Below are 16,494 nucleotides of genomic sequence, written 5' to 3' on the forward strand. Positions count from 1 at the left end.
CGCCGGCCAGCCCGCTGACCTGCGGCAACGCGCATCGGTGCAGGTCAGCGAGCTGTTGACAGAGCCTGAACGCCGGGTAGGTTTCTTCTCACCGTTCCCGCCTCGCCCGCCGCGAGATCACGGACTGACGGTGCGTAGATGGGCCCCCCGTCTAGTAGAAAACGTGCGCGTGTTCTGCCAGGACACGGGTATTGGTCCCAACGACGGGGAGCCCATCTACGACAGCCTCAGCGACCGCGCCGCGAGAGCTCTGATTCGTCACCTAGGCTGAGCGAGTGATCCGCCGACTCCTGCTCGCCATCGCCGGTGGTCTGTGCCTCTGGCTCGCCTTTCCGGGCCCGGCCATCTGGCCGGCCGCCATTGTGGGTGTCGCCCTCATGGCGTTGGCCACCAAGGGAGTTCGCGCACGCGGCGGCTTCCTGCTCGGCCTCGTCGGCGGCTTCGCGTGCTTCGGGCCGACGCTGCACTGGACGGGCACGTATGTCGGTGCTCTCCCATGGCTGGCGCTGTCGATCACCGAGTCCGTATACATCGCGCTCATGGGCGCGGTGTGCGCGCTCATCCAGTCCGCGCGTCGCTGGGAACGCCTGCCGCAGTGGTTGTCCCCGGCCGACGGGCCGCACGTGCGGCCCGTCGCGATCGCGCTGCTGTGGGTGCTGCAGGAAGCCATCCGCGACTCGATGCCGTTCGGCGGGTTCCCGTGGGCCCGGCTGGCCTGGACGACCGCCGGCACCCCGCTCGCGCATCTCGCCTCGATCTTCGGCGCACCCGGACTCACCTTCGTCGTCGCGCTGCTCGGCGGCTGGCTCGCGCTCGCGATCGACCGGGTCCGCCGCGGTATGCCGCCGGCCCGCAGTCTGCTGCCGCGGCTCTGGCCGGTGGTCGCCGGTCTCGCGGTCGTCGCACTCGCCGCGGTCTACCCGACGCCGACCGGCGGCAAGAAGCTGCAGGTGCTCGCCATTCAGGGCAATGTGCCGACCGCAGGTCTCGACTTCAACGCACAGCGCCGCGCCGTGCTCGACCATCACGTCAAGGAGACCGACAAGGCGGCAGCCCTGATCAAGGCGGGAAAGCTGCCCCAGCCGGCCCTGGTGGTCTGGCCGGAGAACTCCTCGGACATCGACCCGACCCGCAACGCCGACGCGGGCACCGAGATCGTGCGGACCGTCGACCGGATCGGCGTGCCGCTGATCGTCGGAGCGGTGCTGGATCAGCCGGTCGGCCACACGAGTAACACCTCGCTGCTCTACGAGCCGGACAAGGGGATCGTCGCCACCTACGTCAAGCAGCACCCGGTGCCGTTCGCCGAATACATGCCCTACCGCTCGTTCTTCCGCCACTTCACCAAGACCGTCGACCTGGCCGGCAACTTCGTCGCGGGACACCGCACGGGCCTGTTCGTCATACCCACGAAGACGGATGGCACCGTCAAGGTGGCGCCCATCATCTGCTTCGAGGTCGCCTACGACTCGCTGACCCGCAACCCGGTCAAGGACGGCGCGCAGATTCTCGCCGTGCAGACCAACAACGCGACGTTCGGTTACACCGCCGAGTCGGAGCAGCAGCTGGCGATCTCCCAGGTGCGCGCCATCGAACTCGGGCGCTCCATCGTGCACATCTCCACCGTCGGGGTGAGCGGACTGATCACCCCGAATGGCGTCGTCCACGATCGGACGCACCTCTTCACGCCCGCGGCCCTGTCCGGAGCACTACCGTTGCGTTCGGAGGAGACCCTGGCGGTGCGGCTCGGCGCCATACCCGAGTGGTTGGCGTGTGCGGCGGCGGTCCTGCTCGCAGCGCTCGCCCTCGCCGGCAATCGCTCCTCCGGCCGGAAAGCCAACCTACCCGAGGAAGTTCGCGCGCTTGTCTGACACAGCCGGCGGGCACCGTCCCGCGCTGCACCATGTCCTCGTGCTCGTCCCGACCTACGACGAACGAGAAAACCTGCCCCTGGTCGTGCGCCGCATCCGCAACTCCGTGCCCGACGCGGACGTGCTGGTGCTGGACGACAACTCACCGGACGGCACGGGCGAAGCGGCCGACCGGCTCGCTGCCGAGGACGACCACGTGCACGTGCTGCACCGTGCGCGGAAGGAGGGCCTCGGCAAGGCCTACCTGGCCGGGTTCGCGTGGGGACTGGAGCGCGGCTATGACGCCCTCGTCGAGATCGACGCCGACGGGTCGCACCCGCCGGAGCGGCTGCCGGTCATGCTGGCGGCAGCTGCGGACGCCGACGTGGTTATCGGCTCGCGGTGGGTCCGTGGTGGCCGGATCGTGAACTGGCCGTTGCACCGCAAGGCACTGAGCATCGGCGGCAACGTCTACATCAAGACCCTGCTCGGCATGCCGGTGAACGACGCTACCGCGGGTTTCCGCGTCTATCGCGCGGACGCGTTGCGCACGATCGGGCTGGTGGGCGTCGACTCCTACGGCTACTGCTTCCAGGCCGACCTGACCTGGCGTGCCGACCGGGCCGGACTGCGCATCGTGGAGGTGCCGATCACCTTCGTCGAGCGGGAGATCGGGCAGTCCAAGATGAACCCCGACATCGCCCGCGAGTCACTGCGCAACATCAGTCGCTGGGGCTGGGAGTATCGCCGCGGTCAGGTTCGTTCTATCGGTGAACGACTTGTGCACCGACCGAAGGACCACTGAGCCATGAGCACCGTCACCCGCCGCGCACCGTTCTGGGCACGGCTGCTCTTCGCCGTCGCGCTCTGTCTGCCGATCGTCGAGATCGTCGTCATCGTGCTCGTGTGGCACGTCATCGGCTGGTGGACGCTGGCTGCGCTTGCCGCGTGTTTCCTGCTCGGCGTGGTCGTGATCCGGCGGGCCTGGTCCGGCGCGGCCCAGGAACTGCGTGCGTCGATGTCCGAGGGGCACGCGCCCGGCCGGGCGGTCGCCGATGCCCCGCAGGCGCTGGCCGGCGGAGTCCTGCTGCTCATCCCCGGATTCGTCACTTCGGCGCTGGGCATCATCCTGATCCTCCCGGGCATGAAGTCGGTCGCCCGGCGGCTGGTCGAGCTGGTGCTGGCCCGGCGCTTCGGTGCCGCCACGGTGCAGCTGACGGACTACACCGCGACCAAGGCCGACCTGCGCCCCGACGACCCGGAGGTCATTGAGGGCGAAGTCGTGGATGACGACTCGTACGACAAGTAACGGGAGCCGACCGGGGGACCCGGTCGGCTCTCCTTACTTTGTATGACGATTCAGGCGGAGCGCTTGCGGCGCGGCTTCTCGCCACGCGACGCGCGCAACAGCGTCAGGCGCTCCTGCAGCAACTCCTCCAGCTCGGGGATGGAGCGGCGCTCGAGCAGCATGTCCCAGTGGGTGCGCTGGGGCTTGACCGGCTTGCGTTCCGGCTCCGGGCCGTCCTGCAGCAGTGCCTCCTCGCCGCAGCGGCATTCCCAGATGCTGGGGACGTCCGCCTCGACGGAGAACGGCAGCTCGCTCACGTGCCCCTGCGGACACACGTAGCGCACGATCTGCCGCTCGCTGAAGGCAATGCCTTCCTCGGTTTCCAGCGACAAGGTGCTGAGGTTGGTACCTCGCAAAGAACGCTCTGCCATGTCCACTCACTTCTCTCTCATATCGGGCGCCGGCCGAGACGTCCCCCTCGGTCGTGCCTGCTCGTGCGATCTCACTGCTGCAACGGTCGGTCGGGGTGCGGTGTTCCCGGCGACAACGAGGCTCACCGTCGTCCTGCGGTCGACGACCTCGTCGATAAGAAGACGTCGCAGCCCCGGGGAAGGTTGCGCATCATACGTCTTCGGCGCTCACACCATGCCGGAAAGACGCGGGATTGTCACATCGGGCGGCATTGAGGAGTGACCAAGATCACATCTCAGACGACACGCGGCGGGGTGTTGCCAGCCGCGACGATGCCTTCGCGCACGCGTAACCCGCGCAGCAGGATCGCCCCGACCCCAAAGAAGATGAGCAGCGCGACGATCGAGTAGCGGTAGTCCCGGAACCACTGAAAGACGAGACCGAACACAAGCGTCCCGAGCCAGCTCGTGCCACGCTCCATCGCCTGGTAGAGGCTGAAAAACTCCGATTCGCGGCCGGCCGGCACAAGGCCGCTGTAGAGCGACCGCGACAGGGACTGGCTACCGCCCAGGATCAGCCCGATGCCGCTGGCCAGGAGCAGCCATAGGGCGAGCTGCCGCTCGGGCAGCAGGCACGCGAGACAGACGACGAGCGTCCACAGGAACAGGCTGGAGTAGATCATCCGGTGTGCGCCATACCGCGCGGCCAGCCGGGCGAACCCCATCGCGCCGAAGAACGCGACGATCTGGACGAGCAGGATGGTGACGACGAGTTCGCTGTCGCTGAACTTCAGCTGCTTGCTGCCGTAGAGGCTCGCCGACGCGATGACGGTCTGCATGCCGTCGTTGTAGAAGAGGTAGGCGAGCAGGAAGCGTTTGGTCTGCGGGTAGTCCCGCAGCGACGCGAACGTGGTGCGCAACTGGCGGAACCCCCCGATACGGTCGCGCGGCTGCACCGGCCGCGTGCCGTTCAGGGTGCGCAGCCCGCGCAGCGGGATGATCGCGAACAGGCCCCACCAGACGCCCGCGGCGAGGAACGCGACCCGCACGGCGCCGGCCTTGTCGAGGCCGAGTGCCCCGTGTGTCACCAGCAGGACCAGGGTCGCTGCGAGCAGGGTGCCGCCGCCCAGGTAGCCGTAGGCCCAGCCCCGCGAGGAGACGTAGTCGCGGTCGTCCGGGGGAGTGATCCGGATCATGATCGCGGAGTAGACGATCAGGGCCGCGCCGAGGCAGAGATTCGCGAGGATCGCCAGGCCCACCCCGAGCTGCCAGTCCGTGCCTCCGATCGCGACCATGCCGCCGGCCGCGACGGCACCGACATACGTGAAGCCTGCGAGGTAGCGGAGCGGGTGACTCGACCGGTCGACAATCGCGCCGACGAAGATCAGTACGACGGCCGAGATGATCGTGGAGAGGGTCAGGAGGTAGGGCACCAGCGACCCGGGTGCGACACCGATCCCGAGGATGTGCAGGTTGTTGTTACACGCAGCGTCGCTCGGCAGGGTGGGGCAGGCGACCTTGTTCGCGATCGAGGTGAGGTATGGCGAGAACAGCACCGCCGCGGTGACGGTGACGTATGACGCGGACGCCCAGTCGTACCAGTACCAGCTACGTTGCAGCCGCAGTTGCTGCGGGCTGGAGACTTGAACGGTCCGCGTTCGCAGCAAGGTCACGCGCGCAACCTTGGCACACCAGCACCGTTCACGGGGGCATTCTCGCCGCAGTGCGCCGGCTCGTGCTACCGGCCGTCATACGACGATGCCGCTGTGCAGCCTCCGGGCCGGGTCATAGTGAGCCCGAATCTGCGCCAGCCGTGGGAGATTCGTGGCGTAGTAGCGTTTCGCCGGCATGCCGGTTTCCAGGTAGTTGACGTATCCGCCCGAGGAGAAGTGCGCGACCCGGCGGTGTGCGTCGGCGAGCCAATGAAGTGCCGAGGTGTAGCCGGTGCCCCCGGCATACCACTGCACGGACGCGACGTGGCCCCGCCACGGGAACGCCGTCGCGCTGGTCGCGGGGCCGGTGACCGCTCCGGTGAGCGGGTCCAGCAGGGCGCTGCCCGGCCCGCCTGCGGCGGATCGGGCAATGACGGCCGCCCGGATCGCGGTGGCCGTGTTCGTGTCGAGCTTGGCCAACACGTCACTGCCTGCAGTGAACCCCTGGCGGCTCGAGGTGGTGCCGCCGCCCAGGTAGATCACCGAGTCCAGGTAGCTCATCCGCAGGTAGGACGTCGCGACCGGCGTGACGCCGACCGCACGCAGCACGGACGCGGCTGCCGCGCGCTCGTCACCCGCCTCGGTGACGCCGAGGATGCTGACGTGCAACCGGCCCCCGCCGATGGCATCAACATGCACGCCGGCCCAGCGGCTGCGTGCCGCTGTGGCGATCCAGCGCGCCCATCCGGTCATCACCGGCACGGCAGCCGTGCCCGGGAAGGTGAGCGTGAAGATGCCTTTGCCCGTTGCCGCGTGGGTGGCAAAGCGCAGCGAGGTGACCATGCCGATGTTGCCGCCGCCACCGCCGCGCAACGCCCAGAAGATGTCGCTGTAGTGGTGTGCGTCGGCAAGCACCGAACGGCCGTCGGGCAGCACGAGCTGCGCTGCGGTCAGCCGGTCGGCGGTGAGGCCCTGCGCCCGCGACTCGACCCCGAGCCCGCCGCCGAGGGTGAGTCCGGCGACGCCGACCGTCGGGCAGGTCCCGGTCGGTATGGCGCGGCCGTGCGCGGCGAGCTGCGCCTTGACGTCATACAGCGTGGCTCCTGCGCCGACAGCCACCGTCCGGTCGGAGGCGCGGTAACTCACCGAGTCCAGCGCCCGCATATCCAGCACGAAGGTCCCGTTCGTGGCAGACGCGCCGACATACGAGTGGCCGCCGCCGCGTGGCGAGATCTGCAACGAGAACTTGGTCGCGAAGCGCATCGCCTGCGCGACGTCCGAGACGCGCTTCACCCCCATCACGGCGACGGGGGCATTGCCGTCGAAACGGGTGTCGAAGACCAGCTTCGAATTGCGGTAGCCGCTGGTCCCCGGCAGGAAGACCGGCCCGGTGACAGTGCGCGCGAAGGCGATCCAGTCCTGGGTGGTCGGCTTCCGCCCTGCAGAGGAGGAGAGAGCGGACGCCGGGCTGCAGCCGGACATGCCGGCGATTGCCGTCGCGGCGAGACCCGCTGTCGATGTCAGAGCGCTGCGGCGCGTCAGTGTGTTCACGTCTGGTTGGACGCCGCACGACGCCGTTGCGTTGCCCCCGGTCAGCCGACCGGGTCGACGGCGCAGCCGTCGGGCCCGCACACCGCACCCTCCGCGGTGTCAGCCATCGACAGCGGATGCGCGTCCTGCCACGCCTGCTCCAGCGCAGCGGTGAAGGTCTGCGCGGGCTGGGCGCCGGACACGCCGAACTTCTCGTCGATCACGAAGAACGGCACGCCGTGTATGCCGTAGGCACGCGCCTGGGCGAAGTCCTGCTCGACCTCCGCGCGCACCTGCGGATCGTCCAGGGCGGCGCGCACTGCGTCACTGTCCAGGCCGTGGCGCTCGCCGATCGCGACGAGCGCATCCGGGGCGCCGATGTCGACTCCGTGCTCGAAGTGCGCGCTCAGCAGCTCCTCCTTGACCGCATCGGCGACGCCGTGCTGCGCGGCGAGGTGCAGCAGGTGATGTGCCCGCAGGCTGTTGGCGACGACCACGTGGTCGAAGTCGTAGGCGAGGCCCTCACCCGCGGCCTGCTGGGAGACCTGGCCGAACATCTGCCGGACCTGGTCGCGCGGCATACTCTTACGCTCGGCGAGGTAGTCGATCTCCGTGCCGTCGTAGTGCTCAGGCAGCGTGGGATCCAATTGGTAACTGTGCCAAGCGATTTCGACCTTGTCGGCGTGCGCGAAGTCGCGCAGTCCCGCCTCGAAGCGTCGCTTTCCGATGAAGCACCAGGGGCAGGCCACGTCGGACCAGATGTCAACCTTCATGGTGTGCTCAACAGCTGGGTAATCACCGGCATTCCGGACGATGTCGCAGGCGGCCGCTATCGTCCGGTGGGTGACCCGCCGGCCTGTCGAGTTGTCCCGTGCCGAGGCGCGCCGCATCGCCGTGCGCGCCCAGTTGCTGTCCGCCCCACGGCCCGCAGACCTGCTGGAAATGGTGCGGTCGCTCGGGTCCGTGCAGGTCGATCTCACCTCCGTGGTCGCGCCGAGCCCGGAGCTCGTGTACTGGAGCCGGCTCGGCCCGGCATACCAGCTCGCCGGACTCGACGAACTCTGTGAGCGGCGCGAGGTGCTGGAGCTGCGCGGTCGGATCATGGCAGCGGACGACATCGCGCTCTACCGCGCGGAGCTGGCCGAGTGGGGTGAGCACCCACGTGTCGAATGGCAGGAGTCCCACGCCGAGTGGGTCGAGGCCAACGACCTGTGCCGGCGCGACATCCTCGACCGGCTCGCCGATGAATCTCCTTTGCCGGCAGCCGCGTTCGACGACACCTGCGAGGTGTCGTGGCGGTCGTCCGGCTGGACGAACAACCAGAACGTCGTGCGGCTGATCGACTTCATGGAGAGCCGGGGCGAGGTCGCGGTTGCCGGTCGCGGCGCGCGGGGGGAGCGGTTGTGGGACCTGGCGGAGCGCGTCTACCCGCAGACCGCGACGGTCCCGCTGGACGACGCGCTGCGGGAACGGTCGCGCCGTGCGCTGCACGCCCTCGGCATCATGCGGCCGAAGGTCCACGACCTGGCCGGGATCGCACGCAGGGAGATCGAGCCGCCCGGCATACCTGCCGTGATCGAGGGCGTGCGAGGCAGATGGTGCGTCGATCCCGCACAGCTCGGACAGCCCTTCCGTGGCCGCGCGGCGCTGCTGTCGCCGCTCGACCAGCTCGTCTTCGACCGCAAGCGGATGCATGACATCTTCGAGTTCGACTACCAGCTGGAGATGTACCGGCCGAAGGCGAAACGACGCTGGGGCTACTACGCGCTGCCGATCCTCTCCGGCGACCGGCTGGTCGGCAAGCTCGACGCGACGGCGGACCGTGGGCGCGACCGGCTGGTGATCCACGCGATCCACGAGGACGAGAACTTCCCTACGTCGTTCCGGGCCGCGCTCGATCGTGAGATCCGTTCGCTCGCAAAGCTATTGGATCTCACGATCGAGCGTGCGTGACCGGACTCAGCCGACCGTCCAGGCAAAGAGGTGGAGCGCGCTGTTGTTCGGCAGTTGCACCGACTGCACCGTCTTACCGGTGTCCAACGGGATCGTGTTGGTGAAGATCCGGTAGGCGTATGCCGTGTCGGCCAGCCCGGTCGGCGTGTTGCGGCCCATGGTGCTGAACGCCAGCTTGGCGCCGAACTCGGTCGGGTCGCTGAAGCTCCAGTTGGGGAAGCCGACCGTGCCGGTGCTCGTGCTGCCGTCGGTGTAGTGGACCGTCACGGTGTCCGACTGGTCACCGACGCCTGAGCCGAGGAACGCCAGCGTGCTGCCGGTGCCGGTGAGTTTGATCAGCTGTCCGGCCGCCTCGGCGTTGTCGGCGACGCCCGGGGCGACATTGGGCCAGGTGAACGAGAACCCGTTGGCCGTGACGTTCGCACCGGGGGTCAGGCCCTGGCCGGCGAGCAACTCGGCGTTGAAGCTGTTGCCGCTGCCGTCGAAGTTGCCCGGCGTCGGGTCAGCTCCGGCGGTGACGCCGACGTTGTTGTATGCCGCGGCCAGGTTCGCGTAGGGCACGTTGCGCAGCACGTCGAAGTATCCCCGCGTGGTGGCCTGTTTCCCGTCGGACGTGTAGTCGGCCGTTGCGGTGAGCAGGTCGTCGTTCGGTCCCGGGCTCGGCTTGCTGCCGGTCACCGTGAAGACGACGGGCGCCGACTGGCCGGGCCGAATGCGGCCGAGCGTCTGGGTGCGCGGCTGGACCTTCCAGCCCTTCGGCACCGTGAGATGCACCGTCGCCGTGCTGATCGCGCGCGGGCCGTCGTTCGCGACGGTCACGGTGACGCGCGCCGGCTTGGTCGCCATGACCTTGCCGGCCGTGACGCCGAGTGATGCGGCGGACGGCAGTGCTGCCCCAGCCGCGTTGGGGTGCACGCGATAGATCACGGTGCCGTGCGCCGGCACGTCAGCGGCGATGATCCCGCTGCTTAGCGTCTTGCTGCCGGTGACCAGGTCGGTCATCCGGTACGGACCGCTGCCGCCCACCCCGACGTTGTCCGCGGTCGTGGAGATCTTCTGCGCGGCGTTGCCCTTGTTGAAGAGCACCACCGCGACATCGCCGCCGGCGAGCGGTTTGGCCAGCACGTCGTAGTTGCTGCCGGTCTGAACGATGCTGCCCTGTACGCCGAGCTTGTCCTGGTCCACCGCGATGATCGCCCTGTTGGTGAGGATCTTGGTGGCGGCGGGGGAGAGCGCGGTCAGGTCGGTGCTGCTGATCAGGGGCGCCGCCATCTCCGCCCAGAGGGTCAGCTGGCTCTGCATCTCGGTCGTGGACAGGCCGCTGTCACCGGTGAGCAGGAAGTCGGGATCGTTCCAGTGGCCGGGGCCGGCATACCGCCCCAGTCCGACGTTGTAGCCGTAGTTGTAGGCGATGGCGTTCCACTTCTCGGCGCCGGTCTGCTGCCCCAGTGCCGTGTCCGCACCCTCGCGCCACAGGTTGGCGATCTTGGCCGAGTTGGCGATCACGTCATACCAGTCGGACGTGCCCTGGAAGTATGCCGGTGCCGAGTCGGAGAAGACCATCGGCCGTCCCGTGGCGCGCAGCGCCGCACTGAACTCGTCGTAGATGCGGTTGTAGGTCTGCGCGCTGGTCTCACCGGCGACCGACGGCACGTTGCAGCCGTCGAGTTTGACGTAGTCGACGCCCCAGGCCGCGAACTGCTTGGCGTCCTGGGTGTAATGCCCCCAGCTGCCCGGGTAGCCGCCGCAGGTCGCGGTGCCGGAGTCCTCGTAGATGCCGAACTTCAGGCCCATGGCGTGCACTTTGTCGGCGATGTACTTGATGCCGTGCGGGAACGTCGTCGGGTTGGCCTGCAGGTTGCCCTTGGCATCGCGGGTCTTGGCCATCCAGCAGTCGTCGATCGTGACGGTGTTGTAGCCCGCCTTGGCAAGTCCCTTGTCCACCAATGCTTTTGCCTGCTGCAGGATCAGCTTCTCGCTGATGTTGCACTGGTAGTAGGACCAGTCGTTCCAGCCCATCGGCGGGGTGAGCGCGAGTCCGTTGTATGACGGTGCCGGGTTGCCGGGCCGGGCGGCGAGGGTGCGGATCGCGCGCGGCTGCACGTGCGGCGATCCGGTGGCTGCCATCGCCATCGAGGGGGTGGAGACGAGAGCAAGGGCGGCGATGCCGGCGAAGGCGACGCGACGCGTGGTGCGACCGTGCTGCCGTGCCGGTGGGGACTGGGTGGTGGGAGCCGACATACAAACCTCCGGGAAAGCCGAATGATTGTTCGTGATCGTTTGACCAGTGTTTGAATCTTAAACACGCACCGTGGGCTGATGGGGCGAAAGGCCGTGCCGAATTTTCCGGGACCTGCGGACGTGCGCAGGCACCGATACGGTTGGAGACGATTGCCGGGAAACGTATAGAGCGAGTGAGACGACATGGTGCAGCCGAGTCCCTACACACCTGGGGCGGTCGCGCGCGAGACGCCCGGCCGCAATCAGCAGCTGGCACAGATCAACGAGCGGCTGGAACTCATGTCGTCGCTCGGCCGGCTGGTGCCGCGCATCCGCGTCGACCACGGGCCTCGCGGGGTCGGCAAGACCTCGCTCCTGCGGCAGGCCGAGCAGCGCGCGCTCGCCAAGGACGCGGCCACCATCTGGGTGACTGCCGGGGAGTCAGCCGGACTGGTGCCGGCCATCGCGGACGGCGCCGAGCGGATGGTGCGGCGCTGGCCCAAGCGGCTGCGTGAGCGAGTCACCGACGCGCTCAGCACTCTGGAGCTGAAAGTGAGCGGGGGAGTGCCCGGGGTCGCGAGCATCGAGGCTGCGTGGAGCGCACCCGGCGCGAGTCGGCGCGCGCGGGGGGCGACCCGGCAGTTCGAGGACCTGGTCGTCGCGACTGTCGAAAGCGCCCGGGAGCGGCGGTTCAGCGGGCTCGTCCTGCTCGTGGACGAGGTGCAGGCGGCCGACCCGGCCAGCCTGCGGACGATCTCCTACGCGTGGCAGCACTTCCAGTCCGAGCGTCGCATGCTGCCGGTGGCGCTGTTCGCCGCGGGTCTGCCGGAGAGCGTGACGCTCATCAACCAGGCGGTCAGCAACTCCGAGCGCTTTGCCTACCGGCAGCTCAAGGACCTCGCCCCGGATGCCGTGGCGCTGGCGCTGGCCACACCAGCGCGCGAGCTGGGCGTCGGGTGGAGCGCAGCCGCGATCGACGCCGCCGTGCGGTATGCCGCGGGCTACCCGCACACGGTGCAACTCATCGGTGAAAACGCCTGGCGGCACGCCGGATTCCCCAATCCGGGCGCCGTCATCAAGCGTGAGCACGTCGATGCTGCGGCCGCGGATGCCGAGGAGGATCTGCGGGAGCTCTTCACCGCGCGGTTGTCGAAAGTGACTCGTCAGGGGGAGCTGGACATCGTGCTGGCGATGGCCGCGCTCGGAGACGGCCCGGTGCGTCGCAGCGCCGTCGCGGCCGCCATCGGGAAAACGTCGGATGCTCTGGGGGTGCCGCGTGGCCGGCTGATCGGCGCGGGCATCATCAGCGACACCAGCCACGGCTACCTGGAGTTCACGGTGCCGGGGTTTGCGGCTTTCGTGCGGGAGACGCACGACATCGCGGCGCCAGCCGACTGAACCGCGTTGCGCGGCAACGGAATTCAGTTGCGACGGCGGTTCTGCAACACGCAGTCGCCGCAGATCGCACCGTTCGCCCGGTAGATCAGGCAACAGCTGGCGCGCCGGTATGCCGGGCCGGTGCGCAGCGTCCCGCCATCCACCCGGGGGTCGGTGAGCAGCCGGTCCGCGGCGGCGCGGGCGGCGTCCACCAGGTCGGGGCGACTTGCCCTGAGCAACGTGATGGTGCTGTTGGCGGCCGAGCCGACGTTGCCCCAGAGGACGTGTGGGCTGACGTCATACAGCGTGTGAATGGCCTCGGTCAGTTCGGTGATGGCGCCGTGTTGCAACGGGTTTCGCGTGTCCTCCCGCAACTCCGTCGCGAACGAGAGCTGCAGCCACCCGCCGGGCGGCTGGGACCACCAGATGGTGCCGGCATTGAGCGCGAGGTCTCGACCCATGCTCTGCGCACAGACCCAGGCGGCGACCAGTCGCGCGACCAGCCCGAACTGCACGGTCGCGGCAGCGGTGCGCGCGTCGATGCGCTCGGCCCCGTGCGGGGTGAGGGCGTCACGAGTGCGTTCGACCCGGTCACGCACCGCGCGCTCGCTGATCAGTGCAGACAGCAATTGCCAGTCCCCCGAAGGTGTTTCGCCTGCTCGGTGCAGATCGAACGCCAGCGCGGGTCCGAGCCCCAGTGCGTCGTTCATCGGCGCGCGATCCGGTCGATCAGCGCGGCCAGAGGTGCGGGCACCCGCTCCGGGTCGAGGGCTTCGGCCAGTGCGCCGGCGAGCAGTTCTTTCCGGCCGGAGGCGACGCCGCAAAAGCGGTGCAGCTGGTCCGCGAGCGGGCGATCCTGCCAGGCGGGTTGCTGGCGCAGAGTGGCGAGTTTGGTGGCCAGGCCGAGCCGCGCGATGACCTCGATGACGCGGTCGGTCCCGAGTGCCCGGATCAGCTCATCTTCGAGGTCGACCCGGCATACGAAGAAGCCGTATGCCGCCAGATCGCTCTCGTCCCGGGCGGGCCGTCCGACGGCGTGCAGCGCGCGTTCGACGAAGCGGACCTCCGGCGCGTCGCAGAGCCCGAGAATGTCGAAATCTGCTGTTGCGCGCTGTAATTCGCGGAGCTCGCGCTGCACGTTGGTGATGCCACCCAGGTCGACCAGGCGCACGTCAGCCAGATCGAGCTCCCGGGCTCGCGCCACGCTCTGCACAGCGGCGATGTCGCTCACGCCTTCGAGTAGCACGACCGTGCGGGTCACTCGGGACGCACCGTGCTGAGGCAGAAGAGGTGCCCGGCCGGGTCGACCATGACCCGCCATACGTCGGGTGCGGGCTGGAATGCGGCCTCGCGTGCCCCGAGCGAGATCGCGGCGGCGACCTCACTCTCCAGATCTTCGGCGGCCAGGTCGAGGTGCATCTGCTGGGGATGCTTCCCGTCCGGCCACGTCGGGGCGACGTAATCGTCGACCCGCATGAAAGTGAGCATCGGGCCCGCACCCGCAAGACAGATCACGCTCCGGTCGGGCGCCGCGACGGCTTCGGTGAGCCCGAGCAACCGGCAGTAGAAGCTCGCGAGTGCGTTGGGGTCGGGGCAGTCCACGGAGATGGAGGCAAGGGGGGCGACTCGATCGGTCATGGGGACACGCTACGGGGCGCCTCGGTAGCGTGGAGCGATGGTCAGTTTCGTCAAGTCCGTGACGTTCGACTGCGCGGAACCGATGGCGGTCGCTGCCTTCTGGGCCGCCGCGCTCGGCTCCACCGTCGATGAGGACAGCACGTCCGAGCGTGCCTGGGTCGAACCGGCGGGCTGGGGCGGCCCCACGCTGTGGTTCCAACGAGTGCCGGAGCGCAAGATCGCCAAGAACCGGCAGCACTTTGACCTGCGTGCTGTCGGAGATCTGGTCACCGAAGTGCGACGACTCGAGGGACTTGGTGCGGCCGTCCGGCGCACATCGCCCGAACTTGTCGTGATGGCCGACCCGGAAGGCAACGAGTTCTGTGTCGAGGAGTGATCCAGCGCCGCCAACGCAAGCGGCCGGCGTCGCCGTATTTCGGTCGGATGGCGCGCTGCTGCTCGGCCGTCATACCCACGACGACCGATGGGCGACCTTCGGAGGCGCCGTCGAACCCGGTGAGGATGCCGTGAGGGCTGCGACGCGCGAACTCAGGGAAGAGACGGGTCTGGTGGTCACTGACGTGGAAGAACTCGGGAGCTTCGGCGGGTCGGACGCATACACAGTTCTTTATCGTGATGGATCGACGGAGGCATACGAAGTCACCATGTTCGCGACCATCATCGACGACTCGCGGTGGCAGCCTGATGGCGCGGAAATTGCTGAGATTGCATGGTTTTCATCTGCTGAGATGCCAATGATCGACCTGGCACCGGACATGGTGGACATTGTCCCGGCAGCGTTTGCTTGGTTCGAGGAGACGACGTGACCGTTAGCTTGCGGCCCTTCGAGCCTCGTGACCTGCCCGAGCTCGAGCGGTGGCTGCAGGCGGATCAGGAGTGGCAGCGGTGGGACGCGCCCTACTTCCCGAAGCCGTCTGCCGACGAGGTCCACGACTACATCGAACGAATGACGCTGCGACTCGCCGAACAGCACTCTCGGCCACAAGAATTCGCCATCGTCGCCGACGGCGACCTGCTCGGCCGGGTCGCGTGGCACTGGGAGCACGAACCATCCCTGTGGGCGCGGTCCGGCATCACCGTCTACGACCCGGCGGCTCGCGGCCGCGGCCTGGGGGAGCAGGCACTGCGGTTGCTGACCGACGACGTGTTCCACGACTCAGCCGCGGTGCGGCTCGATCTGGTCACCTGGTCCGGAAACCTGGCGATGTGCCGCGTGGCCGAGAAGCCCGGCTGGACGTTGGAAGCACGATTGCGGCAAGCGCGTGAAGTGCGCGGAATCCGTTACGACTCAGTCATCTACGGCGTGTTGCGGGAGGAGTGGATGGCGCCTGGCACCTGACGCACGGTGGGCTGGGCTCGTCTTGCCTGCCCATCCTGGCTACTCGGACCACGTCTGCTTCGGCGACAACGCGTTCGACAATAGCCAGCGGCTACGAAACCGCCTGCGATTTCCGCTTCTTCCGCTTCTTCCTGTTCTTCGCCCGCCTCCGCTTACGCACCAGATCCATATTCCGGGACCGCCACACCAACCGCGCGGAAACGAGACCGATTAGTGCGACAACGACCCCCAGAATCAAGGCACTGATGAGTAACGCCCATGGGGTCGACCCAACAGCCTTGACGTCCGACGGGTCAGCGGGTTTGTATCTGATGCGGATCGCCGTCCCAATTGACGGGTTGCTACAGGATTTTGTGTCCGTCACGGTCGCCGTGACCTGCCGCCCATCAGACGTGCTAAACCGGACCACGGGGTCATTGTGCGGTGCCACATTCACTCTTACCGCCGAGGCGATAGGAGTGAGTCCCAACCACCGTTCCGGTCGTGACGACAGAGGCCGAATCGAACGATTGCTCGCTAACAATGCCGATGATTCCACCCGCCACGATGATGAGTCCGACGACGATGCCGATCACCGAGCGGACGTATGATTTGGCGGCCTTGTTGGGTGCCGGGTTCTTCGGGTCTCGACCGGACGAGTTGCTCAACAGAACATCCTTAGTATTCGACCAGCACCGACATCACGCAGCCACGATTACCGGGTGGACCTCGGCTCCCGCCAAGACATTGCGTGGCTTCGACCCGGGAATCTGAACCTTCCCGAGCCTCCCCGATGCTAGCGGCCGCGTGACAGGGGACTGTCCGAATTTCGGTGTTTCTGGCCCTGTTGATTAGAACTTCTCTGCGGTGGGCCAGCGGCCCTCGAAGACGGTCGCAAACACGTTGAGTGCTGGCTTCCATCTCATGGTCCATCGTGCCTGCCCGCGCCCGGTCGGGTCCAGCGACCGGGTGACCAGGTACAGGCACTTGAGGGCTGCTTGCTCGTTCGGGAAGTGCCCACGTGCCCGCACCGCACGCCGGTACCGAGCGTTCAGTGACTCGATCGCATTGGTACTGAAGAGGATTCGTCGGATCTCGACGTCGTAGGCCAGGAACGGGGTGAACTCCTCCCACGCGTTCTCCCACAACCGGATCAGCGCCGGATCCCTGCGTGTCAAGGTGAGTTGAGTCCAGTGCCCGTTAGCAAAGTTGACCCCTGCAGGGCGAGTTGAGGAACCTGATTTTTGATGAGTAGTTC

Annotated in this window: 18 protein-coding genes; 8 read left to right on the top strand and 10 right to left on the bottom strand. The window is 67.9% G+C overall.

What is annotated here, in order from left to right; genetic code table 11:
• Positions 1–275: 275 nt before the first annotated feature.
• Genes lnt through EFY87_RS04240 form a run of 3 tightly spaced genes read left to right on the top strand, consistent with a single transcriptional unit; the run spans position 276 to position 3,159 of the window.
• Positions 276–1,871 carry an apolipoprotein N-acyltransferase gene (gene lnt / locus EFY87_RS04230; RefSeq protein ID WP_123270187.1) on the top strand — a complete coding sequence of 532 codons (1,596 nt, stop codon included), beginning with the start codon at positions 276–278 and terminating at the stop codon, positions 1,869–1,871.
• Positions 1,864–2,655, top strand: coding sequence for a polyprenol monophosphomannose synthase (locus tag EFY87_RS04235; RefSeq protein WP_245988390.1), 792 nt, complete (start codon positions 1,864–1,866; stop codon positions 2,653–2,655). The genes lnt and EFY87_RS04235 overlap by 8 nt, the downstream gene beginning before the upstream one ends.
• Before the next feature lie 3 nt (positions 2,656–2,658).
• Entirely contained in the window at positions 2,659–3,159 is a 501-nt protein-coding gene (locus tag EFY87_RS04240; RefSeq protein WP_123270189.1) for an FxsA family protein, read from the top strand.
• 50 nt (positions 3,160–3,209) lie between these two features.
• On the opposite strand, the gene EFY87_RS04245 is transcribed toward EFY87_RS04240, so the two are convergent.
• From EFY87_RS04245 to EFY87_RS04260, 4 genes are all read right to left on the bottom strand, one after another.
• A complete protein-coding gene (locus tag EFY87_RS04245; RefSeq protein WP_123270250.1) occupies positions 3,210–3,569 on the bottom strand; it encodes an RNA polymerase-binding protein RbpA in 360 nt (119 codons plus the stop codon).
• A gap of 275 nt (positions 3,570–3,844) precedes the next feature.
• Positions 3,845–5,221 (bottom strand): MFS transporter, encoded by a 1,377-nt coding sequence (locus tag EFY87_RS04250; protein ID WP_245988392.1) that lies wholly within the window; start codon positions 5,219–5,221, stop codon positions 3,845–3,847.
• Between the two features lie 75 nt (positions 5,222–5,296).
• Positions 5,297–6,751, bottom strand: coding sequence for an FAD-binding oxidoreductase (locus tag EFY87_RS04255; RefSeq protein ID WP_148043249.1), 1,455 nt, complete (start codon positions 6,749–6,751; stop codon positions 5,297–5,299).
• A 41-nt stretch (positions 6,752–6,792) separates the two neighbouring features.
• The gene (locus EFY87_RS04260) at positions 6,793–7,503 is read right to left on the bottom strand and encodes a DsbA family oxidoreductase (RefSeq protein WP_123270191.1); all 711 of its coding nucleotides are present in this window, start codon (positions 7,501–7,503) and stop codon (positions 6,793–6,795) included.
• A gap of 70 nt (positions 7,504–7,573) precedes the next feature.
• On the opposite strand from EFY87_RS04260, the gene EFY87_RS04265 reads away from it, so the two are divergent.
• Entirely contained in the window at positions 7,574–8,683 is a 1,110-nt protein-coding gene (locus EFY87_RS04265) for a DNA glycosylase AlkZ-like family protein (protein ID WP_245988394.1), read from the top strand.
• A gap of 6 nt (positions 8,684–8,689) precedes the next feature.
• Here EFY87_RS04265 and EFY87_RS04270 read toward each other — a convergent pair whose 3' ends face one another.
• Positions 8,690–10,924, bottom strand: a complete 2,235-nt coding sequence (locus EFY87_RS04270) for an NEW3 domain-containing protein (RefSeq protein WP_123270193.1) — start codon at positions 10,922–10,924, stop codon at positions 8,690–8,692.
• A 183-nt stretch (positions 10,925–11,107) separates the two neighbouring features.
• Between EFY87_RS04270 and EFY87_RS04275 the strand changes: the two genes are divergently transcribed.
• Positions 11,108–12,301, top strand: coding sequence for an ATP-binding protein (locus EFY87_RS04275; protein WP_123270194.1), 1,194 nt, complete (start codon positions 11,108–11,110; stop codon positions 12,299–12,301).
• A gap of 23 nt (positions 12,302–12,324) precedes the next feature.
• On the opposite strand, the gene EFY87_RS04280 is transcribed toward EFY87_RS04275, so the two are convergent.
• From EFY87_RS04280 to EFY87_RS04290, 3 genes are read right to left on the bottom strand one after another with little or no spacing between them, the layout of a single operon-like run.
• Positions 12,325–12,990, bottom strand: a complete 666-nt coding sequence (locus EFY87_RS04280) for a (2Fe-2S)-binding protein (RefSeq protein ID WP_123270195.1) — start codon at positions 12,988–12,990, stop codon at positions 12,325–12,327.
• Positions 12,987–13,541: a hypothetical protein gene (locus EFY87_RS04285; RefSeq protein ID WP_245988397.1), complete on the bottom strand. Its 555-nt coding sequence runs from the start codon at positions 13,539–13,541 to the stop codon at positions 12,987–12,989. The genes EFY87_RS04280 and EFY87_RS04285 overlap by 4 nt, the downstream gene beginning before the upstream one ends.
• Complete coding sequence (locus EFY87_RS04290) at positions 13,538–13,918, bottom strand: VOC family protein (RefSeq protein WP_123270196.1); 381 nt, start codon at positions 13,916–13,918, stop codon at positions 13,538–13,540. The genes EFY87_RS04285 and EFY87_RS04290 overlap by 4 nt, the downstream gene beginning before the upstream one ends.
• A gap of 37 nt (positions 13,919–13,955) precedes the next feature.
• On the opposite strand from EFY87_RS04290, the gene EFY87_RS04295 reads away from it, so the two are divergent.
• The 3 genes from EFY87_RS04295 to EFY87_RS04305 are packed head-to-tail and all read left to right on the top strand — an operon-like array spanning position 13,956 to position 15,257.
• Positions 13,956–14,294: a VOC family protein gene (locus EFY87_RS04295; protein ID WP_123270197.1), complete on the top strand. Its 339-nt coding sequence runs from the start codon at positions 13,956–13,958 to the stop codon at positions 14,292–14,294.
• Entirely contained in the window at positions 14,281–14,724 is a 444-nt protein-coding gene (locus EFY87_RS04300; RefSeq protein WP_123270198.1) for an NUDIX domain-containing protein, read from the top strand. Before EFY87_RS04295 ends, EFY87_RS04300 begins: the two co-directional genes overlap by 14 nt.
• Positions 14,721–15,257: a GNAT family N-acetyltransferase gene (locus EFY87_RS04305; protein WP_245988399.1), complete on the top strand. Its 537-nt coding sequence runs from the start codon at positions 14,721–14,723 to the stop codon at positions 15,255–15,257. The genes EFY87_RS04300 and EFY87_RS04305 overlap by 4 nt, the downstream gene beginning before the upstream one ends.
• A 413-nt stretch (positions 15,258–15,670) precedes the next feature.
• On the opposite strand, the gene EFY87_RS04310 is transcribed toward EFY87_RS04305, so the two are convergent.
• Both EFY87_RS04310 and EFY87_RS04315 read right to left on the bottom strand, forming a co-directional pair.
• Positions 15,671–15,904 (bottom strand): hypothetical protein, encoded by a 234-nt coding sequence (locus EFY87_RS04310; protein WP_123270199.1) that lies wholly within the window; start codon positions 15,902–15,904, stop codon positions 15,671–15,673.
• Between the two features lie 183 nt (positions 15,905–16,087).
• On the bottom strand, positions 16,088–16,494 hold a 407-nt coding region (locus tag EFY87_RS04315; RefSeq protein ID WP_245988400.1), incomplete at its 5' end, for a transposase.

This window comes from Flexivirga caeni (assembly GCF_003724155.1).
Lineage (GTDB): Bacteria > Actinomycetota > Actinomycetes > Actinomycetales > Dermatophilaceae > Flexivirga > Flexivirga caeni.